Raw genomic sequence first — 19,376 nt, 5'->3', positions numbered from 1 at the left:
TGTTATGATTGCTTGGTGGATAAGCATCGTTTTAATTGGAACTCTGGCGCTACCGTTGAGTATGCGCCTATTTGGGCATTTGCCAGGGCGGGGCTTGGCATGGAGCAAAGCGCTGGGCTTGTTGGTTGTTGCATGGATCGCTTGGATGGGCGCTATGCTCAATCTTTCGGGCTTCGATGGGGTGACGGTTGGCTTGGGCTTAATTGGCCTGGGCACGCTCGGTTGGTTTGTGCAACAACCGTTCGATAAAGCCCGTTTGCTGGCAGCAATTCGCCAATATTGGCCGCAATGGCTGGCCTATGAGTTGCTGTTTGCTTTGGTTTTTTGGCTGGGCATTCAGTTGCGTTTGCATGGAATGTATGGCTCAGGGATTCATGGCACCGAAAAACCGATGGAAGCGATGCTGTTTAGCGCTGTGCTGAATAGCCCTAGCTATCCGCCAAGCGATTTATGGCTAGCCGGATTTAGCGTTAATTATTATTATTTTGGCTATGTGCTGATCAGTGTGTTGAGCGTGCTCAGCGGGGCAACCATTGGCGAAACGTTTAATCTTGGTTTGGCCACCATTATTGGCTTAGCCAGCCTTGGGATTGCTGGTTTGGTTGCGACCATGGCGGGTTTGTGGTGGCGTGAGTATCTACTATCACGGTTGCGCTTAGTGGCGATTGGTGCATTAGGCTTGTTTGCCTGTGTGTTGGTGCTGTTTGCGGGCAACCAAATTGGCGCTTTACAGAAGATCGTCAATTCTCCAGAAGTCAATAAGCTAACCGATAGCCAACGAGTTTCAGTCTTGTGGCAGGCACTACAAGGCATTCAGCCTGCAACCGTCGATTCGAATACGCTAAAATCTGAAAATACTGGCATCTCCAAAAGCTCGACCCTGCCATCAATGGGCGAGAAATTTGAGGCTTGGCCGCCATCACGCGCAATCTTCGATGATAATCAAGAAACCATGATCATTATCGATAATCAGCAACGGCTTGGCATGCATCAGCGCGAGATTATTACCGAATTTCCCTTCTTCAGCTTTTACCTTGCCGATATGCACCCGCACGTTTTGTCGATTCCGCTGACCCTGCTAGCGATTGCTTTGGCCTTGGCGATTTTTGTCCGGCCAGCGATGGTGCGTTTCCCCAAGCAGGATTGGCTGGAATTGGCCATGGCTGGCTTGGTGATTGGCGGTTTATATGCAGCTAATTCGTGGGATGCTCCGACCTTTGGTGTGTTGTATGCCTTGGGTTTGCTTGGCTTGTGGCGGAGTCATACGCCGCAACCAACCCGCCGCGATTGGCTACAGCTTGCAGGCCAAGTTGGTTTAGTGGTCTTGGCGGCAGCCTTGTTGTATATGCCATTCCTGTTGACATTTAGCTCGTTTGCGGGCCGTGATAACGTGCCCGAACCATTTGCCAGTATTCCAATTATTGGGAGCTTGGGCAAAATTATGGCTCCCGCCCGTGATCATTCTGGCTGGACTGATTTAGTGGCGATTTTTGGCTTGTTCTTAGTGCCAATTATTGCTTGGCTCAGCCGCACAATCAAAGTTTGGCAATTATGGGCCGTGACTGGTGCAGTGCTACTGCTGGGTTTGATTGTTGGAATTCCCGCAATTGTCTTTTTGCCGATTGCCGTGATCTGTTGGCAAACGGCGTGGCAACGCAATCAGCGCGATGCCGAAAGCTTTAGCTTGGTATTGGTTGGTTTGGCGGCATTAATTATTGTCGTCGTCGATTTTATCTATCTGCGCGACATTTTTGATAATCGCATGAACACGATTTTCAAGGTCTATTATCAAGCTTGGGTGCTGTTGGGAATCGCGGCTGCTAGCAGTATTTGGGGTTTGTTGAGCAATGCCCAATGGCGACGCTGGACGAATGCGCTGTGGTTGCCGCTGTTTGGTTTGCTGTTTGCTGGGGCGTTGGTCTACCCAATTTCAGTGCTTAACCCTACAACCTCGCCCTCGTGGGATGCGAGTGGTGCGAAACTTGATGCAGTGGAAAGTTCAGCGTATTTCTCCGAGGCGATTCGCAAGGCAGCGCTTTGGCTCCAAACCAATACTTCGATCGATAGCGTTTTGGCAACTGCTCCAGGCAACAGTTATCAAGATGGTGGTGAGTTAGCAACCTTGAGTGGTCGGCCAACCTTATTAGCTTGGCCAGGCTCGCATGAAGGTTTATGGCGCAGCAAACAGCCCGATGCAAACCAGCAAGTTAGTCAGCGTCAAGGCGATATTAGTGCCATTTACAATGCCACCGATATCAATCAACTGCGCGAAGTTTTGGCTCGCCAGCGGGTCGATTATGTGGTGTGGGGGCCAAACGAGCAAAAAGCCTATCCACAGGCCAATATTGGCTTGCTTGAACAGGTTGCCAGCAAAGTTTATGAAGCCGATGGCTGGATCATCTACCAAGTACAACCATAGGAGACACGATGCGCTTGACTGAACAATTACGCCAAGTTGGGCGTTGGCTGAGTATTGCTGGTGGTGTTTTGATCGCACTTGGCTTGCTGTTTCTTGGCTCAGAAATTAGCCAATTTGGCTTTAAGCTGAATGATTTGCTGGGTATGCTGGCAATTAGCGTGGTCATTCCCGTTGGGATTTATTTTTACCAAACCAAAATTAATTGGCGTAAACTGCGCGAACGTTTGCTGAAGGCTGAAACCGCCCGCGATTTTCAGCCCTTGCCTGATATGAAGCCCTTGCCAATTTGGGTCTGGGTGATTTGGGCAGTGCTGGCTTTTGCCAGTGGCTATAGCTTTGGTGGCGCATTTACGATCTTTTTTGGGGCATTTTTGCTGGGCTTTGGCTTAGCTAACCCGACCTTGGCCAAGCAGGTTGAACAGTTAGAGGCTGGTCGGGCCTTATTCTATGGCCAACGCGATTTGCGAGGCCGCCCGATAGTGGTACGAGTTTTGCCTGAAATGCTCTTGGCACGCGATTGACGCAGCGAGTATAATAAAGCTCAATTCATGCCAATGAGGTCTCCATGCGATCTGATTCCGCTTCATACCGTTATGGCGAACATCGCATTTATTTGAGCTTAGCGCCAGGCATTGGCTGCACCCGACGCTTGATGGCCGATGCCCAGTTGTTAGCGGCACAAGGCTATGATGTTGGGATTGCCTTTAATGCTTCGAGCGACTATTTATGCGATTTTGCCCGTGGTTTGCGGCCTTTACCGTTAATTTATGAGCGCCAGAACAATCAACGAATTGAGGCGCTTGATCTAGCAACAATCCTCAACGACCCGCCCCAAATTATTGTGCTAGGTAATTTAGCCCATCAACATGGCCTGCCCAATCAGCCGATTGAGCCATTGCAGTTGGTTGAGCAATTGCGTATGGCTGGAATTGCGGTGTGGTCAACGATTTATGCCTATAACCTGACCACAATTGCGCCAATTTTTACCCGCCTAACCAACGTCACGCCTAGTCCGGTTATCCCTGAAAGTGCCTTGGAGCAGGCCAGCGAGCTAGTGTTGATTGACCCTGAGCCAACCGACATTATTCGTCAGTTGGATGAGGGCATTTTGCTTGCGCCACCCGATGCTGAGCAGGCCCGTCAGACTGCGCTGCGGCTTGATGTGCTCAATCAACTCCGTGCTGCAACTCATGCCTTGCTGGAAATTCGCCGCCCTTTGAGCGATAGCGCCGAACGCCCGCGTTGGCTGGTGGGCATTGGCTTTAATCCCAGTGCGATGTATTTACTGCAACGCGCCGCCGACCTGGCCTATGGGATGGGTGCATTGCTGATTGGGGTACATATTCGCCCGCCTGGTGGTGGCTCAAGTGGCTATCGTTTGGCAGCGCGTGAACATCTCGATTATGCCGAAGAGTTGTGCCATGAAGTGGTGATTATCGAGGAAAAAGATGTAGCGGCAGCGATGTTGCAAGTGGCCCATGAGCAGCATGCAACTGGTATCTTTATTGGACGGCCTGTGCGCTCACGTTGGGACGAGCTGCGGGGCGGCTCGTTGCTAACCAAATTGATCAATAGCGATCGCGATTTAGATATTTTTGTGCTCGCCGATGCACCACAGTAATATTTGATCCACGAAGGGCACGAAGCGCACGAAGGGCGAAACCGCGAAGGCCACGAAGAACACGAAATAAGGCTATAGGCTATGGGCTATCGGAATTCTTGAGATCCTAAAAATGTTTCGAGAGCTAGCGCCATCAGCCTATAGCTATTCCACTGCTGCATTAATTGATATTTTATCGAGTTTGGGAGTTGTCGATGAGTTTGCACATTGGCTTGTATGGCGCTTATGACCCTCAATTAATCGAAGCTGTGCAAAGCGTGTGCCCGATCTTAGGTGGCGAGTTAGTGCTGCTCGATGCGATTCCTGCTGATTCTGAGCCTAAATCTGTGCAAGTGCTTATTTGGTATATGGGCGATACTCCACTAAAACTTCCAGCTGACCAACATCAAGGTTTGAATATCTATATGCTGCTAGAGCGGGGCTGGAAAAAAGAAGCAGTGTTTGATTCTTACATTGATCCTTCAGTATTTTATATCCACTATTTGGTTATCCCGTTCGATCCTGAAGAATTTGCAATGCGAATTATTAATGGCTCAATTCGGCGTGGTTATCGGCTTGACTATCGGCTTGATGCACGCTTGCAGGCGTTTGCTGATGCGTGTGAGGCGAGGGCGAGGCACTCAAACTAAGCACCCCATGCTTCATCTGGGTGAATGTTTGATTTGCGAAGAACGCGAAGGGATTTCATTTCACGTTATTTGGTGAGGCAGCACTTTCGATCAGCAGCGGGCGGGAGTGATAATCCTACCCGCTGTTGCTGGGTTTTAACCTACTCTTCGAGCATCTGTTTGAGGCGACTGAGCCGTTCATCCCACACGATGCTCAACGTCGCAACCCACTGTTCAATTGAGCCAAATGCTGCCGGAACGAGACGATAGCGCTTTTCCTTGCCAGCCTGTTCAACGACCACCAGCCCGGCGTTGCTCAAGATAATTAAGTGCTTGAGCACGCCTTGGCGGCTGATGGGAAACTGGGTTGCCAGCTGGGTGGCGGTTTGTGGCCCATGTGCTGCGATATATTCAATCACCATGCGCCGAATGGGATCACCTAATGCGGCAAAAATGGCGTGGACTTCACGGGTGGTTGAATTGCTCAGCATGCCTGCCTCCAGTTTCGGTTGTTATGGATGCAGGCTCGTTGCGGCGATTCCTGCGGTGCGGTCTAGAAACCCCATGGGTAGGGAAGTGGCTGTTCTTCGAGATAGGCTTGGATATTCTCAAGCATCATACCAAAGCCAATCGAATTTTGTTCCATGCTCGTAGCGCGTTCGGTCTCACCAAGTACGGTATAGCCGGTATTGATAATCGTCAAGCGCGTGCCATTTTCTTCGGTGTGTAAGCGATAATCGGTGCGTTCTGCTGCGCCCAGGGTGGCGGCATCGGTGCGTAAAACGAAGCGCTGGATGGGATCAAGCACCTCGATAATTTGTGTATAGAGTTCCCCGCCCGTTTCCGGATCACGGACAAAAAGCTTGCCCCCTTCTTCGAGGCTCGTCAACTCCCAAGTAGAATTTGGCGAAAACCAGATTGCATAGGCTTGTGGGTCGGTAACGGCATTCCAGACCTTCTGCTGTGTAGCGGCAATCCAAATGCTCCGCTCAAGGGTAAAGGTCACGGCTTCATGGCGAAAGCCCAGTAATTTGGCGATAAAGCCATCAGGGAAAGGGAGTGATTCGCCTGCAATTGCCGCTTGCAGATTGCTTAACCCCTGCTCCCACGCATCAGCCTGCGGATGATTGATTTGGGCGGTGGAAGGTTGCATGGTCACAACGACTTCGGTTCCATCGGCATGGTCAGCTAGGCTAAAATGGATTGGGTAGAGGCGATCAGGGAGACCCAGCCATATAAGCTGCCGATTGGGTTCAATCACGTCGAGCTGAAGAAACGGGATCGTCATTCCCCCAAGCGCACTGCCAATCCGCTGATCGTCAAGCAAGATCAGTTGTGCACCAAGAGCTGGTGGTAACAGCCATGAGCCGATCGTGGCAGGCTCGGTGAGGGCATTCCAAACGACCGCGCGAGGGGCGTTGAGCCAGCGGGTGCGGCTATTGATTGGATGATTCATTCACTACTCCTATCATGTGCAACCATTTAGTTGCACATGATAGCAACTGGCACGAGGATGTCAAGCTGAGATTGCAGGCCTGCAAACGCCCTAATCTGCGCGGGATTTGGATTATTTGGGCGAGGAGCGTTTTTGGACGAACATGGTTACTGCATCAGATCGAGTGAGGAGCAGGATACAATAAAAATCACCCCAACTGCGCTCTAAATGACGCTTGTCGGGGTGATCGATGTTAATTTTAGGATGGTTACACTACGGTTATATTCTATTTTGGGCTATGGCAAGCTAATTTTACCCATAGCACTTAGTGTTAATCCCCCAAAGAGGATTGAGGTCTTTCGAATCTTACGCGCCAATTACCATGGTGACGTTCCTGACAGCTATTGGGGTGTTAATCCCCCAAAGAGGATTGAGGTCTTTCGAATCGTCGCTAGTTCCAGCGTGGGTCGAATTTTGGTTTTTCAGTTTTAATCCCCCAAAGAGGATTGAGGTCTTTCGAATTCAGATGCAGGCCACGGTAGAATGGCGGCAATGAGCGTTTTAATCCCCCAAAGAGGATTGAGGTCTTTCGAATGCGCTGTTTCGGCAGTCGGTCGGTGCGCCGCACTGGATTGTTTTAATCCCCCAAAGAGGATTGAGGTCTTTCGAATGGCTTAATACATCATTGAAAACCGATCGCTATGTCGTAATGGTTTTAATCCCCCAAAGAGGATTGAGGTCTTTCGAATGGCCAAGACCATGAGATCGTGCGAGTGGAGCGCATCGACGTTTTAATCCCCCAAAGAGGATTGAGGTCTTTCGAATCCGAGTTGTGCTAATTGAGACCGTAGGTTTTACAAAGCCGTTTTAATCCCCCAAAGAGGATTGAGGTCTTTCGAATATAGAATCTAATTTATTTCGCAAATCTAACGATAATGATCGTTTTAATCCCCCAAAGAGGATTGAGGTCTTTCGAATAAACTATACCATCGGCGGGTGTTATGGTTTTGATGAGTTTTAATCCCCCAAAGAGGATTGAGGTCTTTCGAATGGTTTGGAAGCTCGCACAATGGGAACGGGTTAGTGAAGTGTTTTAATCCCCCAAAGAGGATTGAGGTCTTTCGAATCCTCAGAGGCAATGAAGATGTTTGGGCGGTCTTTGTGGCGTTTTAATCCCCCAAAGAGGATTGAGGTCTTTCGAATTATCCAACAGCCACAGTTTCAAGATGCTATCTTCTTGGCCGTTTTAATCCCCCAAAGAGGATTGAGGTCTTTCGAATCTATAAAGAAAGCTGAAGCATTCATGGGTAATACATTGTTTTAATCCCCCAAAGAGGATTGAGGTCTTTCGAATAGCCACTGGCCATTGCCGATGCGAAGCCTATCCAGGGTTTTAATCCCCCAAAGAGGATTGAGGTCTTTCGAATGCAACAACGTAGTCAATATTGATTGAGCTCCGGTAAGAGAGTTTTAATCCCCCAAAGAGGATTGAGGTCTTTCGAATTTGGAAAAACACTGCCTGCCTGCAAGGCGATTTCGTTTTGTTTTAATCCCCCAAAGAGGATTGAGGTCTTTCGAATGCAACAAAGTTAGCTTCGTGGCGATTTGATGGAGTTGCCGTTTTAATCCCCCAAAGAGGATTGAGGTCTTTCGAATTTGCCGCGCAGGGGACAGCCAATTCGGGTTGTCCGGCATAGTTTTAATCCCCCAAAGAGGATTGAGGTCTTTCGAATCGTTGTTGCAGATGGGTTTGACCCAAACCCGCTGAAACAGGTTTTAATCCCCCAAAGAGGATTGAGGTCTTTCGAATTCCGCCTATCCTGATGATTATGAGGTTTTCGGCGGTTTTAATCCCCCAAAGAGGATTGAGGTCTTTCGAATCTCAAGCGCTATGGTCAGTATTTTCTTAGATGGGAATGGGTTTTAATCCCCCAAAGAGGATTGAGGTCTTTCGAATGGGTCAGGTGGACTTGGCGGGATGGCGGGCATGCTTCCGGTTTTAATCCCCCAAAGAGGATTGAGGTCTTTCGAATGAAGTGCGAGTACTTGAATCCCTCAGAGGCATAGAACGCGTTTTAATCCCCCAAAGAGGATTGAGGTCTTTCGAATCCCGCGCCGAGTTTGAAGCCCTCGAAGGCAAACGAGTTTTAATCCCCCAAAGAGGATTGAGGTCTTTCGAATTTTGGGGTTTGCCTGTTGTGGCAACGACCGCGCAGGCTGTTTTAATCCCCCAAAGAGGATTGAGGTCTTTCGAATATACCTTATTTTTTAGGGCTTTGCAAGGCGCTAAAATGAACGGTTTGCGCGGTCCCCTTGAATCTGCCCCATTAACGGCCATTCTGCCTTACAAACATCGGTGAAAAAACGTAGTTTATCCCTTTGGAAAGGGATCGCGCGGCATGTGCCATTTTTTGACTAGCTATCACCGAAATATGGCTAGCGTTGCAAGTTTGATTCTGTGCTATTAGGCTGAGATTGAATTCTTCTGCTGATCGAAAGACTAAGCATGTCTGTTGTCCCATTTACCGCCTCTGGTTTCCCAAGTATTGATTGAAATGGATTGCGGTGACGGTTACTACAATCATAATACATATTGAGTAATGTTTCGCTACGATTATTTTCAATAAAATTCGCATATAACACAATACCCTGATTGTTTTGACCACTTAAGATCGTAACAATCAGGGTATTGTGTGAATGGGGTGGCTGAAGGGGCTCGAACCCTCAACATCCTCAGCCACAGTGAGGCGCTCTGCCATTGAGCTACAGCCACCACATTTATTTTTGCCTTGTTTACTAAGGCGCTAGGATTATAGCACGATCTAGTAGGCATGTCAAATTGGAACCGCCTGTGGTAGTAGTTAGATTGCTTTGAATTAATTTGACAGAAGCAGGTGGATAATACAAACCCACCTGCTTTCGATAGTTAATCAAGCCTAGCCTGCAATTAATTGCAAATTGTAGCCTTGGGCCAATTGTAGCGTTCGATCCAGCTCTTTGCTCAAGCCCAATTGTTGGTATACATCGCAGGCTTGTTTGATGGCCAGTTTCGCTTCGCCATGACGTTGAGTTTGATGCAAGAGCTTGGTAAGATCGCGCCAAACCCGCGCTTCGATAAACCGATCTTGGATGGCTTGGCTTAGTTGGATCGCTTGTTGTAGATAGCGTTCGGCTAGCTCAAATTCGTGTTTGAGGGTTGCAACTCGACCTAAGATATACACGCCAAAAGGAACATGGCCGGTTTCTTCGTAGTGAAGCACTTCTTGGGCATATTGCTCGGCAGTTGGGTATTGATCAAGGCTTAAGTGAGCATCGGCTAGAGTCATGGCGTTTAACGAAACCCAAAAACGTGAATTAATCTGTTTGAAAAAACTATAGGCTTGCTCGGCGAGCGTAATCGCCTCATTCGGTTGGTTGATTGCCACCAAAAAGTAGGCCAAGTTGCTTTGATTGCGGGCAACTCGCACATCGTTGCCAATCGAACGGTAGTAGCGAATCGCAACATTGAAATGTTCAATTGCCTCAGAATGTTCATGACGAGCATGGACAATTGCTAAACTCGCATGCGCCCGTGCTTGTAAGGCCTGATCGTTGAGGGTGCAAGCATGATCGAGCGCCGTTTGGTAGCCTTGCAATGCTAAGTCATAATTGCCCTCTTCATCGGCAATTTCAGCACTGAGTAACGCCGCAATAAAGTGGGTTTTGGTAGCGGCTAAGTGCGCAGCTGCAAAATCACGCTCATGGTTCAGGTGCATCAAGCCGCGTTTAACATGTAAAATTGCTTCTTGATGTTGCTGGTTAGTATCTAAAATCGTGATCGCCCGCTCGTAACTGCTCATTGCTTGCTCGATGTAGCCTTGAGCCTCCCATAAATCGCCTTCTAATTGGCGAATATAGGCACGAATTGAATCGCTGCCCGTGTAGGATACCGCCGTTAAACCAGCCCGCGCCTGATCGTAGTTTCCAGTAAATCGGGCTAACTCGGCTTGGCCAATCGCTAAAGTTTGGGCCTCGCGGGCTGGTACTTGATCAAGTGGAATTAATTGCAGCATATGCAGCATACGGCCAAAGTAGCCAGCGCGAATTTCATTATGCCGTTGGGGAAACCACCAAATAATGGCTTGGCTATATGCCCCAGCGGCAATCGCATGTTCGGCGGCCAGCGTCCATTGGCCGAGCATTGCATGCACTTGGGCGGCGTGTTCATGCAATGGCTGGCGTTGCTCATTGCTCAATTGTTGCCAAAAGTGTTTGCGCAGCAATGGCCAAAGCTCAAGTGTATCGTGATAGCCAGTTTGTAGCAATTCAAAATGCTCAAGCTGTTGTAGATCTTTGGTTGGCCATAAACTGCGTGGCACTGGTTGCTGAAAGCTGGCCAACACCGTTAATAGTTGCTGGGCGTTGGGGCTGAGCATGGTGATAATTCGCTCAATTAAATAGCCAACGCTTGGATGGGCCGCCAGCATCGCGCAAATCGCTGCCAAGCTCGGTTCTTGCTGAATTAAGACCATCACGATCCGCATGAGATGAGCATTGCCTGCAATTAGCGCAAGAAATTGCTCCCATGGGTAATCGGGCTGAATGGCGGTGCTCGCATTGAACCATGCCTGCAAGCCTGCGCTATCCAATGGCTCCAACGTAAGCGTTGGCAGATCATTGCTGAAAACCTGGTTACCAATAATTAGCAGATGCAAATTGGGAATTGCCGCTAAGGCCCGCCAAAATGAGTGTAAGGCGCTATGCTGAGGTTGACTTAACATAACCTCGCCTTGGTCAAGGCAAAATAAGGGGGCTGCTGGTAAACTGGCACAATCGCGCCGAATCAGGCCTAACGCCACGTTGCTATTTAACTTACCACCTTCGATTGCCAAATGTTGGGCCAAGTTGTAGGCTCCATGATGTTGGAGAAATGCCCCAATCAAGGGCAAACAACTTTCGATCTGATCATTCAAATCGGGGAGTAAGGTGAGCCAAAAGACTGGGCCTTGCCAAGCAGCAGCGAGGGTTGCGGCGCTAGCACTTTTGCCCGCGCCAGGTGCCCCAATAATACAAAGATGGCGTTGATGGTTGAGCAACGCTTGCGCTTCGGCCAACCATTGGCTGCGACCATACAAGTGGTTTGGTACTGGTGGGCGTTCTAGTTGCAGCGCAGGTTGTAAAATGCTTAATAAACAATCAGCAGCTTGATCCAAAATTAATGGCAAACGATCTTTCATATCGCGATGAAAGGTAGCCTTGGCTAAACCCAGTTGGTCAATTAGCACATGGACTGGGAGTTTATGTTCATGCAAAAAGCGCCAGTAAATCAAGCGTTGATCGCGATTGCCCGCGCGAAGTTGTTGTAATAGTTCAGCTAAATCGTGCGGGTCTTCGGGGCGAATGTGGGTATCACCCAACAAGGCATAAACCACCACCAGCTGAATAATCTGGCCGCGTTGACGTTCGCTTGGATGTGCCCCAAATAAATCGTACCATTGCCCAAGTAAGGCTGGTGTTGCCAAGGGTTGAATGCTGCCAAGTTGGGCTGGCTGATCAAATTGATTGAGTACTGTGCGTAAGATTGGGTTAAGTACATGCGCCATTCTACACTCCTCGATAACCTAAAGCAGCCGCTGGTTGGCTCGTTTTACCCTACGTGAGACTTTTTGGGTGCAATCTGAGACTTTTTTGAGCCACAAGCCCGCTATACTGAAACCCTAGTGATTCAAATGCGATTAGGGAGGCTATAGATGCGGCTTGTATTGATAGTAACAGTGCTGGTTTGTGGGTTAGGTTCATTCTGGTTCAATCAACCTAACCAAGCTAAGGCTGATACGCCAGCCCCACCGCCAGGTTGCGGTTTGGCCGGAGTTGACCTTTCAACCCCAAATACCTGGATGGCAGTCTGGGATTTTGAGACGGCTGATGGTTGTTTGGTTCGGCTTGGTACACCCGATATTCCGAGCCAAGATCCACCAATTTTGTTGATGAGCACGATTGAATGTAGCGTGATTGGCAATGTGGATTTCAGCCCAGCCGATTACGCCCGTTTTCAAGGCGCTGGCTACCTTTCGTGCGAACTTGATCTGCCAAACGATTTGTTGCAGAGCTACCCTGATTTTTGGAGTTACGCCCAGGTGCAATTTAGCACGAACGGGAATCATCCGCTCTTATACCATCCTGATGCGCGGATGAATGTTAGCGTCAATGGCTTATATGGCAATTTGCAATGGCAATATCGCCATACTACCGATTTGTTTGAAACCAACACAATTCGCCGCTTTCGCTTGACCAGCGATACTCGCTTGGCGGTTGGTCAATGTTCTGGCTCGGTTCAAAATTGTCCAGTTACTCAATCAGCACCTTATGCTGGCTATGCGACGATTCACGGCGATACAACCTATGCCAATTCAAGCCAAACGATGATCAAATTCCGAACTACTGCTACTACCTTGTTGATTGGCTACAACCCAGATACGAGTGAATATTTGAATGGCAAATTGGGCATGTTGATTATCGATCCCTATGGCAAAGATCCTGAGCCAACGATTATCAATCCTGATCCAACCCCAACCCCAACCCCTGAGCCAATTCCTCAATAGGCGATTAAATAGCCTAACTGGCAGCTAGTAATGCAACTAGCTGCCAGTCTTTTTTATTTAACCAAGTTTAGCGCAATACTTACTTTGGTTGGCCTAGCCCTGCCATGGTTTGCATAAGGGTACGATGGATATAATTCAACTCTAGCGATTGGGTATCCCATGTTTCACCCTCATCAGTAGTTGCTTCCCACGAATCCATTCCAATATATTGATACACCCACCAAAGATTGTGCCATGGATCGACGAAACGCGAGAAAAGTTCGCCATACATCGGGGTTGGCTCGGTCACAATCGTTGCACCATGAGCTATAGCAGTTTGCAAGGTTTGGGCCAGATCGACAACATAGACTTGTAAAAAACTGGGTGTCCAAGGCCAATCGGGCTTGCGATCAACCACCATCAACGTCGAATCGCCAAGTTTAAGCTCTGAATGCAACACCAAACCATCAGTATCGATGGTGTGCGCTGCCTCAACTGGCTGTGCTCCAAACACTGCTTGTAAAAATGCACTAAGCTGGGTGGCTTGGTTGCTGATAATAAATGGGTTAACCGTGCAATAACCGACTGGTACATATCCCATGAGCTTGCTCCTTGAATCAGTTGCTGATAGATTGAGCATAATTTAAAATTAGGACATTATTGGCCCTAATTTGGAGCAATCGTATGTATTCGCCAACCAGCCGACTGTTAGGTGTGCTTGAACTCTTGCAATCGCGCCAGCAAATGAGTGGAAGTGAGCTAGCTCAGCGGCTCGAAATTCACCCGCGCACGGTTCGCCGTTATATTCAACAACTGCAAGATATGGGGATTCCGGTCGAGGCTGAACGAGGTATCTACGGCGCTTATCGTTTAAAGCCAGGCCAGCGAGTTCCACCACTATTATTCACCGAACAAGAAACCCTTGCCTTGAGTTTAGGTTTATTAACAATTCGCGAATTGCAGTTTCCGGTTGAGCGAGCAATCGCTGAAACCACCTTGGCCAAGATCGAACGGGTATTGCCTGCTGGTTTGGTGCAGCATGCCCGTGCCCTGCAAGCAGCCATCAGTATTCAACTTGATATCCGTTCGCAGCGAATTGAGCCAGCTTGGTTGATGCAATTGAGTTTGGCGGTGCAACGCTGTCAATCAATCCAACTTGAATATTTGTCTGCCCAACAGAATATGACTGAACGCATGATCGCGCCATATGGAATTGTTTTTAACGAAGGCGCTTGGTATCTGGTGGGCTATTGCGATTTACGCAGGGCTATGCGGGTGTTTCGCTTGGATCGCATTCAGGCGATGCGATTGTTGGATTCAAGCTTCGAGCGGCCAGCCTCAATTGATATTGTCGCGATTGTAGAGTCAGCCCTGAACGCCGCCAATCAGCCTGACGAGGTTGAGGTGCTGCTCAAAACAACTATCGAACATGCCCGCCAAATTATTCCGCCAGCCATGGGTCGGCTTGAAGCAACGCCGCAGGGAGTTCTGTTGCGCCGCGCCGCTGTGCATTTGGAATGGGTCGCCTTTACATTGCTGGAGCTTGATATTCCAGTGGTGGTGCTACAACCTGCTGCATTACGTGAGCTGCTTCAAGCGATCGCAACCAAAGCTTTGGGCATGATTAATGATCCTGCTGCACTAACCGATTAATCAGCAATTTGCTTAGCCATCTGTACCAAAAGCCACTGATGGATTGCCTCGGCCAATACTATATTTTGCTCTAAATAGCGTTGCAGCAAATCGCCATAGGCTTGTTGCGCAGGCTCAATCTGCGGAGCAATGAGTTGCCAGAGCTTGAGTGCGGCGTGGGCACGATGGTGTAACTCGTGATCAATCTCAGCGATCAATTCACGTTCTGAACATGCTTGCCAATCCATTCGAAACTCCTGTTTGGGCTAAAATTGGCGATTTTATGGCCTGATTATAAGAGATCAAGCTAGCTATGTATGATTAAGCACCAATCGGTTAAAGGATTGTGACGTGTTCTCCTGTGGTAGTCGTCTCTTAACTTAATTGTGGTGCTGCTGGGCATATACTGCATACATCGATAACAAACAACGTTCGAACAGCGAATCGATACAGATACACACCATTCACGCAGCGGATCGATATTCAACAACATTCAAAAACAGGGGGATGTTATGAAAGCCTTACGTGTATTTCCTAAACTGGTCGTTGCCGTCGGTATCATCTTTGCGTTAGGCGGTGCTGGCACAATCGGCGCTGGGATCTATATTAATGATTTTGTTGGCGACAAACTTGCTGCTCAACAAATTACCACACCCGAAGATGCATCGATTCCGAATACGCCAGTGACCGATATTGCAACTGCTTTGAGTATGGCCGACATCATTCAACACCATGCTGCTGAAAGTGGCCAAGGCCTATCGTATGCTCAAATGGGTCGCTTTGCTCTTCCCGATGGCGCACCAGTCGGCACGAACAATGCTGATGAAGCCTTGAAAGATGCCAATGGCAAACCAGTTGCCAACTCGGCTCGCAACACCCAATTGACGGCTGCTGGGCTTGTCACTTCATTGAGCCTTTCAGCAATGGCCTTTGGTGCTTCATACGGCGCAATGGCCCTTGGACTTGGCTTCTTGGTTCTAGGGATCATCATTACTGGGCTTGGTTATGCCTTGCTAGGCTTGATCACTCCCGAAGTTGCCAAACGCTTTGGCCTCCAACCAGTAACCGAATAACCCTGCATTATCGGGTACTTGGAGCGGCAGTCTTTGTAAAGACTGCCGCTTTTGTGTATTTAACGCGAATAATTACGCTTAACGCTACTTTAGCTTCGTCGTATTTTACGAACAAATGATCTATAATTTAACTAAGATTGCGACTGTTGAATAGATTAGGAGTGTGTCATGCTTGAGTTGAATGTCCAACAAAACCCGCATTCTAAAACAGGGATGCTGATTCGCCGACCAATTGAGCAGGTATTTGAGGCACTGATTGATCCGAACATCACCAGCAAATTTTGGTTTACCACGGGTAGTGGTCGGCTGGAGCAAGGCAAGTCGGTGATATGGCACTGGGCAATGTATGATGTTGAGGCTGAGGTAACGCCAATTGTGGTGCAGCCACCAACCAAGTTAGTGATTAAATGGCCTAGTTACAATGGTCAAACCGAGGTTGCATGGTCGCTGCAAGTGCAGCCTGCTGAGGCAACTTATCTTGAGGTAAGCGAAAGCGGGTTTACTGGGACGCTGGAGTCGATCAGTAAACACATAGTTGATTCAACTGAAGGTTTTTGTTTGGTTCTGGCTGGGCTTAAAGCATGGCTTGAGCATGGGATTGCTCTCAATCTGGTGGCTGATCGCTTTCCTACAGGCTATCACGATCAGGTATCAGCCGAAGATGCTTAGCGCCAGCGTTGTAATGCGCCATGAAAACAAAAATGCATTAGGTACTCCTTTAATTACAAGGCTTGAAAGTAGCGGGCGATTGGCATCAAACGAAAGCCTTGTTTGGCATAGGTTTGACGAGCTGGCTCATGACCTGGATCGCCGCCAGTTTCGACCATGGCTACCTGCATACCAACATTGCGAAAATGCTCGATCGCAAACTGGGTTAGCGTCGCGCCAATCCCTTGTTGCTGAGTATCGGGATCAACTGCCAGCATGACGATTTCGCCCATGCTACTGGTTTGATGCAAGGTTGTCGCCACAAAGCCGACAATTTGTGCCTCAACCAAGGCAACCCACGTTTGGTTGGTTTCAGCGGCACAAACCGTTTCGACGGCTTGCTGCTGGTTGGTCGGCCAATCGGGGTAGAAATGCTTGAACACCGCAGCATCCATGGCAGCTTCCATCGAGGCAAATACTGGTGTCCAAGCGCGAATCGAAAGATCGACGACTGCGGCACGGTCTTGGTCGGCATATTGCCGAATAACGAGATTCATTGCACCTCCTAGAATTCTGTGGCACAGGCCAATCCTGCACTGAGTTGATGCTAGCATGGCTGTGTCATTTGCCATTCGGTCGCTGGGCTGAATTTGGTTGAAATATGACGATGTTGCGCGAGATTCGCAACATCGTCATGATCTTCCTAAAGCATTTCGATAGAGCCAGCCGTGCCATCGACCCGAATCCGTTGCCCATCTTGGATGAGCTTGGTTGCATGCTCTACCCCAACCACGGCTGCTAGCCCATATTCACGGGCAATGACCGACCCATGGGTCATTAATCCACCAACTTCCGTGACTAGGCCTTTGATCGCGACGAATAATGGTGTCCAACTTGGGTCGGTAAACGTAGTGACCAGAATATCTCCGGCTTCAAGCTCGGCTGCTTCAATGGTTAAGATAACGCGGGCACGACCTTCAATGACTCCTGCTGAGACTGGCAAGCCCACCAGTGCCCCCGTTGGAAGCTGATCACGTTGATAGCTGCCAGTTATAATCTCACCATCAGAGGTCATTACTCGTGGTGGTGTTAGTTGTTGATAGTGGCGATACTCAGACTTTCGTTGATTGATAAGGTCATAATCAAGGCGCTTGCTGTTGATGGCGGTGCAAAGTTCGTCAAAGGTTAGATAATCCAAATCTGTTGGCTCATGCAGCACGTTGGTCTGAACTAGCTGATCAGCTACTTTTTGTAAGGCTTGTTTGTAGACAAAATAGCGACTGATAATATGGTATTTGGGGTATTCACGATAGCCAATCAAATTGCGCAGCAGATCGATTACCCGTTTGGTTGCCGCAGCTTTTTGAGCGCCATCGGGTAATTGCTGCAAACGTTCTAATAACTCCTGCTCTTTATCCAAGGCTGTCTGTCGTCCGTGCTCAAATTTTTGTTGGCTCGCGCCATACTCAAAGCTTTTGAGGTTATTGAGCAACATCGGAATCAAGGTTGCTGGCTTCTCGCTCCAACGTGGTCGGGTAATATCAATTTCTCCGGTGCAGCGCATGCCATAGGTTTTGAGATAGTTCATAATTGCTTTGCGAACTGCTTCGCCGCCTTCAAATTGAGGCAACTCATCCAAAAAGGCCTGATTATTGGTAGCTGTTAGGTAGGTAATTATGGCTGGATAGGGTCGAATTACATCAGCAACGTCCAGTAGCGCCAGCCCCATTGCTGAAGTGATATTGTTGGGAACTGATTGCGAGAGTGTATCAGCAACATTAACTTCGTCCAGCCATTGCTGCATTCGCTGGTTAATCCATGTTGCCGCATTCATTGCGGTCATAATCACCCCAAAGCTTTGGGGATTGATAAGATACTGCTTAAGCTGTTGGATGTCTTGCAACATGAATTCACAGAGCGTTGCTGCCGATTGCGTTACGATGTTCTGTTTTAACATAGCGAGCGCTAGCTCACTCTGTTTGATCAAATTGGCAACAATTGTCGGATCGTTTTCAATTTGGGACTGAAACTCCAGCGAAGCCTCACCAGAGTTTGGGTTGCTGGGGGTTGGGCTATGCGAATCATCAGGCAAGACAGGGATAAAATCGCCGCGATCAATGAGCTTGATCAGCGCATCTTTAAGCAGCGGATCTGCCGTACCCAAGGCATTGATCATGTTGATTCTTCGGGCTGGCGAGGCTAAATCTGCAAAGATATCCACAAATAAGCGTCCGCCAGCATGAACCATCGGTCGAACCGCTGTTAACTGCCATAGCGATAATCCTAAAGGTTTCATCGTATCGGTCATCATCTGTTGATGCCCAACCGAGATATACACATGCTTGTTTTGATCGTGAGCCTCAGGAATCGGATAGAGGGTGGTGATTGGACGGCTCTGAACAATATAAAATGCATTATCAACGAGACACCATTCGATATCTTGCGGTTGGCCAAAATGTCGCTCGATGGTTCTGCCAATTTGCTCAAGCTGTGCGATTTGAGCATCGTTCAGCGCTGGTTGATGTTGTTGTTCGGTCTCAATAGGCTGTTCTCGTGTGCCGCCAGTCGCTACTGGATAGCTTGCCAGTTGCTTGGTGGCAATGGTTGTTGCAAGCTGTTTGCCATTTTGGATGCGATAGCTATCAGCATTTACCCGCCCGCTAACCAAAGCCTCGCCCAACCCAAAACTCGCTTCGATTGATACAATCGTCCGATTGGCTGTGATTGGATCAGCGGTAAACATAATTCCCGCAACCTGAGCCAAGATCATGGTTTGAATAATGACGGCCAAGGATGGGTTGCGCTGATCAAGCCCCTGCTGGATTCGGTAAATCATCGCGCGTTCAGTAAAGAGCGATGCCCAACAGAGCTTGATATGCTTGATGATCGCTGCCTCGCCAATAATATTGAGGTAGGTATCGTGCTGGCCCGCAAACGATGCGGTTGGGGAATCCTCGGCGGTTGCGCTTGAGCGGATTGCAAAAGCCGTGGTTGGGCCAAATTTACTTAGCATGTGGCTGATCGCTGTATGCAGCTCTGGTGGAATCGTGATTGATGCGATGAACTGGCGAATGGTTGTGCTTAGCTCTCGAATTTGATGGTGATCGTTGAGCGTGAGCAAGTTTGCTTGATCAAGCAATTCACTCAAGGTTGGGGTTGTTCGAATTAAGTTGTTGAAGGCTTCAGTCGAAATACAAAAACCATCAGGAACATCAATGCCTGCGATGCGAGTAAGCGCAGCTAAGTTTGCGGCCTTTGCGCCAACCAACATGGGTGTGCTTGAATCGATCGCCTGAAACGTAATTACGTGGGAATCCATCGCTTGCCCCCTTTGATGCCAATAAAATAGCTGTTTTGTGATGGCATGAATGGGGAGATTG

At 48.7% G+C, this 19,376-nt stretch carries 15 protein-coding genes, 1 tRNA gene and 1 CRISPR repeat array; of the genes, 8 read left to right on the top strand and 8 right to left on the bottom strand.

Translation table 11 applies throughout. From position 1 onward, the window contains the following. The first annotated feature begins 4 nt into the window (after nucleotides 1-4). The 4 genes from LCH85_02815 (at nucleotide 5) to LCH85_02800 (ending at nucleotide 4,669) form a co-directional block, all read left to right on the top strand. Nucleotides 5-2,419, top strand: a complete 2,415-nt coding sequence (locus LCH85_02815; protein MCA0350905.1) for a DUF2298 domain-containing protein — start codon at nucleotides 5-7, stop codon at nucleotides 2,417-2,419. Nucleotides 2,420-2,427: 8 nt separating this feature from the next. Beyond that, entirely contained in the window at nucleotides 2,428-2,940 is a 513-nt protein-coding gene (locus LCH85_02810; GenBank protein ID MCA0350904.1) for a hypothetical protein, read from the top strand. Nucleotides 2,941-2,984: 44 nt separating this feature from the next. Next, nucleotides 2,985-4,040 carry a universal stress protein gene (locus LCH85_02805; protein MCA0350903.1) on the top strand — a complete coding sequence of 352 codons (1,056 nt, stop codon included), beginning with the start codon at nucleotides 2,985-2,987 and terminating at the stop codon, nucleotides 4,038-4,040. A 194-nt stretch (nucleotides 4,041-4,234) separates the two neighbouring features. Then, nucleotides 4,235-4,669, top strand: coding sequence for a hypothetical protein (locus tag LCH85_02800; protein ID MCA0350902.1), 435 nt, complete (start codon nucleotides 4,235-4,237; stop codon nucleotides 4,667-4,669). Between the two features lie 140 nt (nucleotides 4,670-4,809). On the opposite strand, the gene LCH85_02795 is transcribed toward LCH85_02800, so the two are convergent. The 4 genes from LCH85_02795 to LCH85_02780 form a co-directional block, all read right to left on the bottom strand. Beyond that, nucleotides 4,810-5,139 carry a metalloregulator ArsR/SmtB family transcription factor gene (locus LCH85_02795; protein MCA0350901.1) on the bottom strand — a complete coding sequence of 110 codons (330 nt, stop codon included), beginning with the start codon at nucleotides 5,137-5,139 and terminating at the stop codon, nucleotides 4,810-4,812. Nucleotides 5,140-5,201: 62 nt separating this feature from the next. After that, nucleotides 5,202-6,104: an SRPBCC domain-containing protein gene (locus LCH85_02790; GenBank protein MCA0350900.1), complete on the bottom strand. Its 903-nt coding sequence runs from the start codon at nucleotides 6,102-6,104 to the stop codon at nucleotides 5,202-5,204. Between the two features lie 307 nt (nucleotides 6,105-6,411). Continuing rightward, nucleotides 6,412-8,339: direct repeats of the CRISPR family, unit length 37 nt; unit sequence GTTTTAATCCCCCAAAGAGGATTGAGGTCTTTCGAAT. A gap of 442 nt (nucleotides 8,340-8,781) precedes the next feature. After that, a tRNA-His gene (locus tag LCH85_02785) sits at nucleotides 8,782-8,856 on the bottom strand. A 163-nt stretch (nucleotides 8,857-9,019) separates the two neighbouring features. Continuing rightward, nucleotides 9,020-11,665: a hypothetical protein gene (locus LCH85_02780; GenBank protein MCA0350899.1), complete on the bottom strand. Its 2,646-nt coding sequence runs from the start codon at nucleotides 11,663-11,665 to the stop codon at nucleotides 9,020-9,022. A gap of 147 nt (nucleotides 11,666-11,812) precedes the next feature. Between LCH85_02780 and LCH85_02775 the strand changes: the two genes are divergently transcribed. Beyond that, nucleotides 11,813-12,664 carry a hypothetical protein gene (locus tag LCH85_02775; protein MCA0350898.1) on the top strand — a complete coding sequence of 284 codons (852 nt, stop codon included), beginning with the start codon at nucleotides 11,813-11,815 and terminating at the stop codon, nucleotides 12,662-12,664. 79 nt (nucleotides 12,665-12,743) lie between these two features. On the opposite strand, the gene LCH85_02770 is transcribed toward LCH85_02775, so the two are convergent. Beyond that, nucleotides 12,744-13,244, bottom strand: coding sequence for a glyoxalase (locus tag LCH85_02770; GenBank protein ID MCA0350897.1), 501 nt, complete (start codon nucleotides 13,242-13,244; stop codon nucleotides 12,744-12,746). Between the two features lie 83 nt (nucleotides 13,245-13,327). Between LCH85_02770 and LCH85_02765 the strand changes: the two genes are divergently transcribed. Next, the gene (locus LCH85_02765) at nucleotides 13,328-14,296 is read left to right on the top strand and encodes a YafY family transcriptional regulator (GenBank protein ID MCA0350896.1); all 969 of its coding nucleotides are present in this window, start codon (nucleotides 13,328-13,330) and stop codon (nucleotides 14,294-14,296) included. Here LCH85_02765 and LCH85_02760 read toward each other — a convergent pair. Beyond that, nucleotides 14,293-14,523, bottom strand: coding sequence for a hypothetical protein (locus LCH85_02760; protein MCA0350895.1), 231 nt, complete (start codon nucleotides 14,521-14,523; stop codon nucleotides 14,293-14,295). The two genes, LCH85_02765 and LCH85_02760, sit on opposite strands and share 4 nt — an antisense overlap. A 264-nt stretch (nucleotides 14,524-14,787) precedes the next feature. On the opposite strand from LCH85_02760, the gene LCH85_02755 reads away from it, so the two are divergent. Beyond that, nucleotides 14,788-15,348 (top strand): hypothetical protein, encoded by a 561-nt coding sequence (locus LCH85_02755; protein MCA0350894.1) that lies wholly within the window; start codon nucleotides 14,788-14,790, stop codon nucleotides 15,346-15,348. A 168-nt stretch (nucleotides 15,349-15,516) separates the two neighbouring features. Continuing rightward, entirely contained in the window at nucleotides 15,517-16,017 is a 501-nt protein-coding gene (locus LCH85_02750) for an SRPBCC family protein (GenBank protein ID MCA0350893.1), read from the top strand. Nucleotides 16,018-16,070: 53 nt separating this feature from the next. Here the strand turns inward: LCH85_02750 and LCH85_02745 are convergent, their stop codons facing one another. Continuing rightward, nucleotides 16,071-16,553 carry a GNAT family N-acetyltransferase gene (locus LCH85_02745; protein ID MCA0350892.1) on the bottom strand — a complete coding sequence of 161 codons (483 nt, stop codon included), beginning with the start codon at nucleotides 16,551-16,553 and terminating at the stop codon, nucleotides 16,071-16,073. 146 nt (nucleotides 16,554-16,699) lie between these two features. Beyond that, entirely contained in the window at nucleotides 16,700-19,315 is a 2,616-nt protein-coding gene (gene ppsA / locus LCH85_02740) for a phosphoenolpyruvate synthase (GenBank protein ID MCA0350891.1), read from the bottom strand. Nucleotides 19,316-19,376 lie beyond the last annotated feature (61 nt).

Source organism: Chloroflexota bacterium, assembly GCA_020161265.1.
Classification (GTDB): Bacteria; Chloroflexota; Chloroflexia; order Chloroflexales; family Herpetosiphonaceae; genus Herpetosiphon.
Note: the sequence above shows the minus strand (reverse complement) of the source record. Positions and strands in the feature narration are given on the sequence as shown.

What these genes read in the sequence shown, in the direction of transcription:
- LCH85_02805 (MCA0350903.1), top strand. Translation starts at nt 2,985, where the DNA reads ATGCGATCTGATTCCGCTTCATACCGTTATGGCGAACATCGCATTTAT.
- LCH85_02800 (MCA0350902.1), top strand. Translation starts at nt 4,235, where the DNA reads ATGAGTTTGCACATTGGCTTGTATGGCGCTTATGACCCTCAATTAATC.
- LCH85_02815 (MCA0350905.1), top strand. Translation starts at nt 5, where the DNA reads ATGATTGCTTGGTGGATAAGCATCGTTTTAATTGGAACTCTGGCGCTA.
- LCH85_02770 (MCA0350897.1), bottom strand. Translation starts at nt 13,244, where the DNA reads ATGGGATATGTACCAGTCGGTTATTGCACGGTTAACCCATTTATTATC.
- LCH85_02745 (MCA0350892.1), bottom strand. Translation starts at nt 16,553, where the DNA reads ATGAATCTCGTTATTCGGCAATATGCCGACCAAGACCGTGCCGCAGTC.
- LCH85_02810 (MCA0350904.1), top strand. Translation starts at nt 2,428, where the DNA reads ATGCGCTTGACTGAACAATTACGCCAAGTTGGGCGTTGGCTGAGTATT.
- LCH85_02790 (MCA0350900.1), bottom strand. Translation starts at nt 6,104, where the DNA reads ATGAATCATCCAATCAATAGCCGCACCCGCTGGCTCAACGCCCCTCGC.
- LCH85_02780 (MCA0350899.1), bottom strand. Translation starts at nt 11,665, where the DNA reads ATGGCGCATGTACTTAACCCAATCTTACGCACAGTACTCAATCAATTT.
- LCH85_02760 (MCA0350895.1), bottom strand. Translation starts at nt 14,523, where the DNA reads ATGGATTGGCAAGCATGTTCAGAACGTGAATTGATCGCTGAGATTGAT.
- ppsA (MCA0350891.1), bottom strand. Translation starts at nt 19,315, where the DNA reads ATGGATTCCCACGTAATTACGTTTCAGGCGATCGATTCAAGCACACCC.
- LCH85_02750 (MCA0350893.1), top strand. Translation starts at nt 15,517, where the DNA reads ATGCTTGAGTTGAATGTCCAACAAAACCCGCATTCTAAAACAGGGATG.
- LCH85_02755 (MCA0350894.1), top strand. Translation starts at nt 14,788, where the DNA reads ATGAAAGCCTTACGTGTATTTCCTAAACTGGTCGTTGCCGTCGGTATC.
- LCH85_02775 (MCA0350898.1), top strand. Translation starts at nt 11,813, where the DNA reads ATGCGGCTTGTATTGATAGTAACAGTGCTGGTTTGTGGGTTAGGTTCA.
- LCH85_02765 (MCA0350896.1), top strand. Translation starts at nt 13,328, where the DNA reads ATGTATTCGCCAACCAGCCGACTGTTAGGTGTGCTTGAACTCTTGCAA.
- LCH85_02795 (MCA0350901.1), bottom strand. Translation starts at nt 5,139, where the DNA reads ATGCTGAGCAATTCAACCACCCGTGAAGTCCACGCCATTTTTGCCGCA.